At 47.5% G+C, this 6,706-nt stretch carries 6 protein-coding genes; 4 read left to right on the top strand and 2 right to left on the bottom strand.

Annotation, left to right across the window (positions count from 1 at the left end):
- The first annotated feature begins 10 nt into the window (after positions 1–10).
- The 3 genes from V7723_RS02985 (at position 11) to V7723_RS02995 (ending at position 2,917) form a co-directional block, all read left to right on the top strand.
- A complete protein-coding gene (locus V7723_RS02985) occupies positions 11–946 on the top strand; it encodes a cation diffusion facilitator family transporter (protein WP_335682934.1) in 936 nt (311 codons plus the stop codon).
- A 9-nt stretch (positions 947–955) separates the two neighbouring features.
- Entirely contained in the window at positions 956–1,477 is a 522-nt protein-coding gene (locus tag V7723_RS02990) for a PAS domain-containing protein (protein ID WP_335682935.1), read from the top strand.
- Between the two features lie 207 nt (positions 1,478–1,684).
- Positions 1,685–2,917 carry a cyclopropane-fatty-acyl-phospholipid synthase family protein gene (locus V7723_RS02995; RefSeq protein WP_335682936.1) on the top strand — a complete coding sequence of 411 codons (1,233 nt, stop codon included), beginning with the start codon at positions 1,685–1,687 and terminating at the stop codon, positions 2,915–2,917.
- Positions 2,918–2,928: 11 nt separating this feature from the next.
- Here the strand turns inward: V7723_RS02995 and glmS are convergent, their stop codons facing one another.
- Together glmS and glmU are read right to left on the bottom strand one after the other, a co-directional pair.
- Positions 2,929–4,752, bottom strand: coding sequence for a glutamine--fructose-6-phosphate transaminase (isomerizing) (gene glmS, locus V7723_RS03000; RefSeq protein WP_335682937.1), 1,824 nt, complete (start codon positions 4,750–4,752; stop codon positions 2,929–2,931).
- A 45-nt stretch (positions 4,753–4,797) separates the two neighbouring features.
- Positions 4,798–6,132, bottom strand: coding sequence for a bifunctional UDP-N-acetylglucosamine diphosphorylase/glucosamine-1-phosphate N-acetyltransferase GlmU (gene glmU, locus V7723_RS03005; RefSeq protein WP_335682938.1), 1,335 nt, complete (start codon positions 6,130–6,132; stop codon positions 4,798–4,800).
- Between the two features lie 111 nt (positions 6,133–6,243).
- On the opposite strand from glmU, the gene V7723_RS03010 reads away from it, so the two are divergent.
- Positions 6,244–6,706: HAD hydrolase-like protein (locus V7723_RS03010; RefSeq protein WP_335682939.1), on the top strand; the 463-nt coding region annotated here is incomplete at its 3' end.

Genomic DNA, 6,706 nt, shown 5'->3' on the forward strand with positions numbered 1-6,706 from the left:
GGAGAATTAAGTGTCAAGTGGATCCAAAAAAGTAATCTATGCGGCACTGATCGGAAACGGCCTTATCGCGATTTGTAAATTTTCGGCTGCCGCTTTTACGGGCAGTTCGGCCATGTTGAGTGAAGGTGTTCATTCCCTTGTCGATACAGGCAATCAAGTGCTCATGTTGCATGGGTTGCGTAAAGCCAATCGAAAAGCCGACAGTAAACATCCCTTCGGATATGGCATGGAATTGTATTTTTGGGCTTTCGTCGTCGCCATTTTGATTTTCGCCCTGGGATCCGGCATCTCTTTATATGAGGGTATTAAACATATCCGGCATCCGGAACCGATTTCTGACCCGACATTGAACTATGTTGTTTTAGGGCTTAGCATGTTGTTTGAAGGCTGGGCTTGGTCGGTCGCATATAAAGAATTTCAAGAAACCAAAACTGAAAAAAGCCTCTGGCGATCCATAATTCGGAGCAAAGACCCTACTATTTTTACAGTTCTTTTGGAAGATACGGCGGCAATGCTGGGCCTAGTGGCGGCTTTCGTTGGAATTTTTCTGGCGCAAATGCTTGAGATACCGGAACTTGACGGCGCAGCGTCTGTTATTATCTCCATCATATTAGGAACTGTCGCAGTCGTTCTCGCTTTTGAATGCAAAGGATTGCTCATTGGCGAGAGCGCGAGTGATGATGTCATTGACGGTATTTACGCAATCGTTGCCGAAGATCCCAGAATCACCGGGGTGAATGAACTTCTGACCATGCATATGGGCCCCCGAGATATTCTCGTGAATGTTAGCCTTGATTTTAATGACGACTTACAAGCGGATGAAGTTGAAAGCGCGATTTCCGCCTTTGAAACACGTATTAAGGGCGGATTTCCAGAAGTAAAACGAGTTTTTATTGAAGCTCAGAGCTTTATAGGGCATCGTAAATCTATAAAAATAGAAAATTAGGATAAACCTTTGAAAATAGGCGAATTTGAACTCGAGAAGAGATCTGATAATTTTAAAAAGATATCTCGCAATGTCGTGCATTCAGCCGATGAATTTTTGTCGGATAACGTCAGAACCCTTTATACTTGGTGGGCGAAATTTCACCCCGACATGCCAAAAAGAAGTAATTTTGATATTGCCGAACATTGGAAAATTGCACCTAATATCCATATCTTGCAGGTTATAAAACCGGGTCATTACCTCTATCGTCTGAACGGTGAAAAAGTAGTGGATATTGTTGGGGTATCGCGAAGAGGTGATACAATTACTGTTGAGAATCCTCTCCCAGAAGATCGGCTCTTTGCCTCCTATCTCGACGAAATTGTTACGGACGCGAAACCTAAGCGATGTGTCGGCACCTTGGGCCTTTTCAACAAGACCTATTCGCAGTTCGAATCTGTAGATTGTCCCGTTAAAAATGAAGACGGGGTCATAGAATTTATTATAGGTGCCATTTCCACTTTGGAAAACTGCGATACAACAACCGCATAAAATATTGATTGATGAAGCTAAAAGGTCCTTGATTTCGTCATAATAAGGTTTCAGAATAAACCCTCGGGCAAAAATGCCCTGTTCGCTTTATAAACTAGATCCGGTCGCCCAAGATCCATGAGAAGGGAAATTTAAGTGTAGTTGCAAGTCAGTTAGTATCGCTTTTTTAGTAAGCAGCTAGATCGGTCGGATAAGACAGGAGTTAAAATGATACTTTTACCTCAAATGTTGACGCGCCTGATCAAACAAGGAACCCTGACTGTAATTGATTGTGAAAACCGGGTGAGAGTCTATAAGGGCGAACCTGGACCGACAGTTACGATGAAACTACATAATCATTCCGTCGCCCGTAAACTTGCCATATATCCAAAACTTTATCTTGGAGAAGCTTATATGGATGGTTCCTTGACCGTCCAGGATGGTGATATATACGATTTGCTAGATTTATTTTCCCGAAATACCGGATGGGGTATAAAGCATCCATTGGCGAGTATCGGGGATTTTATTTATAAGCTGATCTGGCTATTTATCCGATATAATCCCAAAGGGCGATCCGTGCAGAATGTCGCTCACCATTACGACCTTTCCGATGAGTTTTACGACTTGTTTCTGGATGAGAACAGACAGTATTCCTGCGCTTACTTTAAGGACGCAGATGACAGTCTAGAACAAGCCCAACTTCAGAAAATGGCTCATATCGAGGCAAAGCTTGCATTGGGTGATGGACAAAAAATTCTTGATATTGGCTGCGGATGGGGTGGCATGGCGCGTTTTTTAGCCGATCGCAACGATGTGACAGTTAAAGGTATTACGCTTTCTAAAAACCAGCTCTCTTACGCTCGAACAAAGGCAAACGAAGTTGGTTTATCCGATAAAGTCGACTATATTATGAAAGATTATCGAGATCTAACCGAAACATTCGATCGAATAGTCTCGGTTGGTATGTTCGAACATGTGGGTACGCCCCACTACCGACATTTTTTCAAAAAAGTGAAATCAACTCTTACAGACGATGGGGTTGCATTATTGCATACTATCGGGACGGCCGATCGCCCGACAGCCACTAATCCTTGGATTCAGAAATATATCTTCCCGGGCGGTTATATTCCCCCATTGTCTGAAATTACACCGGAAATTGAAAAGGCCGGGTTATATGTGACCGATATCGAAATTCTACGCGTTCATTACGCTGATACATTACGAGCCTGGCGCCAACGTTTCATGGATAAAAAGAATGTTGTGCTGGAAATCTATGACGAACAATTTAGTCGCATGTGGGAGTTCTATCTCGCAGCCAGCGAAGTCGCATTTCGCCACAATGGACTGGTTGTTTTCCAAATTCAGATGGCAAAGCAACTGGATACTTTGCCTCTAACTCGTGATTATATTTCCAAAACCGAAAAAGAACACCCTTTTGATACACAAATAGCCGCGGAATAAGAGACCGTGAATTACTCCACCGTTACTGATTTCGCCAAATTTCTGGGCTGATCGACGTCAGTTCCTTTAAGGACGGCCACATAATAAGCCAAGAGCTGTACCGGAAGGGCGTAGAGAATAGGCGCCACAAAGGGATCAACAGTGGGTAATTCAATAGATCCTACTGCGTGCTCCCCCAATTTCTTAATACCCGCTGCATCAGACAAGAAAATAACACGCGCCTTGCGGGCCATTACTTCCTGCATGTTGGAGGCTGTTTTCTCAAAATATTGATCTGAAGGTGCGACGACAATCACGGGCACGGTATCATCAATCAATGCAATCGGGCCGTGTTTTAACTCACCGGCCGCATAACCTTCCGCATGAATATAAGACAGCTCTTTGAGCTTTAAAGCACCTTCCATTGCGACTGGGTAGCCAGTTCCGCGACCAATATAGAGGATATCATTGGCTTCAAAAATTTTCTCGGCCAGGTTCTTGATATTGACATGACTTTCGAGGATTTCCGCGGCGCGCGCCGGCACTTCAGAAATTGCAGCGCACAAACGCGCTTCTTCATCATGGTCGATGACGCCCCGCTTAACCCCTGCATCGATGGCGATACAGGCCAGAGTCACAAGTTGACAGGTAAATGCCTTGGTTGACGCCACTCCAATTTCAGGTCCCGCCTGAGTATGAAACACAAAATCCGACTCACGGCCCATAGAGCTTTCTTCAACATTAATGATGGAGCCAATATGCTGGCCTTTTTCCTTGGCATACTTAAGAGCCGCCAGCGTATCGGCCGTTTCACCGGATTGAGAGATAAACATTGCCAAGCCGCCGTCACGAAGCGGCATATTGCGATATCGAAATTCTGAAGCGATGTCGACTTCAACGGACAGATCCGCAACCTGTTCAAACCAGTATTTTGCGATCATCGCTGCATAAAACGAAGTTCCACAGGCGACAATTGTGATTTTCGGTAGATCGTTCCAGTCAAAGGGAAGATCGGGAAGTGTAATTGTCTGGTTGCTCGGATTGAAGAAACTGTTCAGGGTTTCGCCGATCACCGCTGGCTGTTCAACAATTTCCTTCATCATGAAATGCCGGTGATTGCCTTTACCGATCATGGCGCCGGAAAGCTGTGTTTGTTTTATTTCCCGTGCCACTTCCAGATTATTCTTATCATAGAACACCGCGCCGTCACGCGTCAGGACAACCCAGTCGTCTTCCTCAAGATAGGAGATGCTGCTAGTCAAGGGGGCAAGTGCCAATGCGTCGGATCCAAGGAACATCTCGCCTTTACCCCAACCCACGGCCAACGGCGCACCACGGCGCGCGCCGATCATCAAGTCATCATGCTTCTTAAAGATTACAGCGATGGAAAATGCGCCTTGCAGACGTTGTAAGGATTGCGCCATGGCGTCTTTTGGGGATAATCCCTCATCCAGATAACTACTGATCAGCTGCGCCGCAATTTCTGTGTCAGTTTCAGATTCAAATACATACCCTTTGTCGCTCAGCTCTTCCGCCAGTTCCCGATAATTTTCAATAATACCATTATGTACCAAGGCGATTTGCGTGGTCATGTGAGGATGAGCGTTGATTTCATTGGGTACGCCATGGGTGGCCCAACGAGTATGGCCAATGCCTGCGAGACCAGATAAACTATTTCCCTCCAGAACCGCTTCCAGATTAACAAGCTTGCCTTCCGCACGGCGACGATCTATGCCCTCTGGCGTCAACGTTGCAATGCCGGCGCTGTCATATCCCCGATATTCAAGGCGCTTCAGTCCATCGACCAAAGACGGCACAACATCCTGTTTACCGAGGACTCCAATTATCCCACACATCGTCTGTCTAATCCTTAAAAAACCAATTTGAACAGTATGATAGTCTTATTTCGTGATTTTTTTCTTAAGAGAACGAAAGCGTTCCGCCCATCCAGGCTTTTGTTTCTCTTCACTGCGCTCAACAACCAAGGCATTCGGCTCGACGTTCCGCGTAATTGTACTGCCGGCACCAACAATTGCGCCTTCACCAACAGTTACAGGCGCGACCAACGCGGTATTTGATCCAATAAACGAGCCCGCTCCGATTTTGGTGACGAACTTATCAAAACCATCATAGTTACACGTAATAGTTCCGGCGCCGATGTTGGCGTCGGACCCGACTTCAGCATCGCCGATATAGGACAGATGACTGATTTTCGCGCCCGTATCAATCTCGGCTTTTTTGATCTCAACGAAATTACCGACTCTTACGTCGCTGGCCAGATTTGCACCGGGGCGCAGCCGCGCGAACGGACCAATTTGCGCTCGGTCGCCAATGGTTGTGCCTTCCAGATGGCTATGAGCCTTGATCCGAACATTGTCGCCAATGACCACCTTCGGACCAATGAACACATTAGGCTCAATCACCACGTCTTTGCCAATTTGTGTATCGTGGCTAAGCCAGACAGTCGCCGGGTCAATCAAAGTCGCCCCATCATACATCGCTTGTTGCCGCCATTGTGATTGAAGAACTTGCTCGGCCTCGGCCAACTGCACCCGGTTGTTGATCCCCAACAATTCCAGCTCATCGCCGATCACATAAGTACATGTCAGGCCTTGGGCGTTGGCAATTTCGACCACATCCGTCAGATAGAATTCAGCTTTTGAGTTATTGTCGGTAATGGCGCCGACCAGGGAGGCCAGTTTCGCCCCATCAAACACCATTACGCCAGAGTTGCAGATGCCGATCGCGCGGGTTTCCGCATCCGCATCGGCATATTCCACAATCGCGTCCAATCCCCCGGATGCATTGGTCACCAGCCGGCCATATTCCGCGGCATCCACGGGCTCAAATCCGAGAACTGCAACGGCGGCGGCGCGCTCCCGGCGCGTTTTCACCATGGAGGTTAATGTTTCAAGCTTTATCAAGGGACAATCGCCAAACAGCACGAGGACATCGCCGCTAAATCCATCCAAAGCCTTGAGGGACGACAGAACCGCATGCCCTGTGCCTTTTGCGTCCGTCTGAATTGCGATGGTTGCCGGTGCCACCTGTTTCTGCACGGCATCCATATTCGGCGCCGTCACCACGACTACCCGTTCTGTTCCCAGTTGATTTACCGTATCGAGCAAATGGGACACCATCGGGCGGCCACCAATTTCATGCAGGACCTTGGATTTTGAAGACCTCATCCGGGTACCGGCCCCGGCAGCAAGAACTACAGCAGCAATAGCAGACATTCATTCACTCATATCGATGTATTTTAAGACGTTAGACTTTACAATTCGGGTGCACTCTTGCACAAGAAAGAACAGAAGCATAATCAAACAATGTTACCGGATTTTTCACCCATGCAGGATTTATACGTTCTTTTTGACCTCGACGGAACCCTCGTCGATTCCGCACCTGACCTGCACGGGGCGCTTAATCACTCCCTCGCCCGTGCCGGCAGGATTCACATCGATTTAGCACATGTCCGCAATATGGTTGGTCAGGGTGCACGGGTGCTATTGGAAAGAGGTCTGACGGCCAGTGGCGGCCTGCCCTCTGCCGACATATTCGAAGAACTTGTGAAAGAATTCTTTGATTATTACGAAGAGCATCTCATCGATCACAGCGTCCCGTATGAAGGCGTTATAGCTTCGTTGGAGGCGTTTGAGAAGGCTGGCGCGACCATGGCCGTCTGTACCAATAAACCCATGCGCTTCGCTGTCCCGCTGTTAGAGCAAATGGGATTGTCGAAATTCTTTACGGCAACCACTGGCGGCGACAGCTTCGCTGTACGTAAACCAGATGCCGGCCATATTACGGGGA

The organism is Sneathiella sp., from assembly GCF_036960985.1.
Taxonomy (GTDB): Bacteria; Pseudomonadota; Alphaproteobacteria; order Sneathiellales; family Sneathiellaceae; genus Sneathiella.

Coding starts and splice junctions, on each gene's coding strand:
- V7723_RS02995 (WP_335682936.1), top strand. CDS start 1,685: ATGATACTTTTACCTCAAATGTTGACGCGCCTGATCAAACAAGGAACC.
- glmS (WP_335682937.1), bottom strand. CDS start 4,752: ATGTGTGGGATAATTGGAGTCCTCGGTAAACAGGATGTTGTGCCGTCT.
- glmU (WP_335682938.1), bottom strand. CDS start 6,132: ATGTCTGCTATTGCTGCTGTAGTTCTTGCTGCCGGGGCCGGTACCCGG.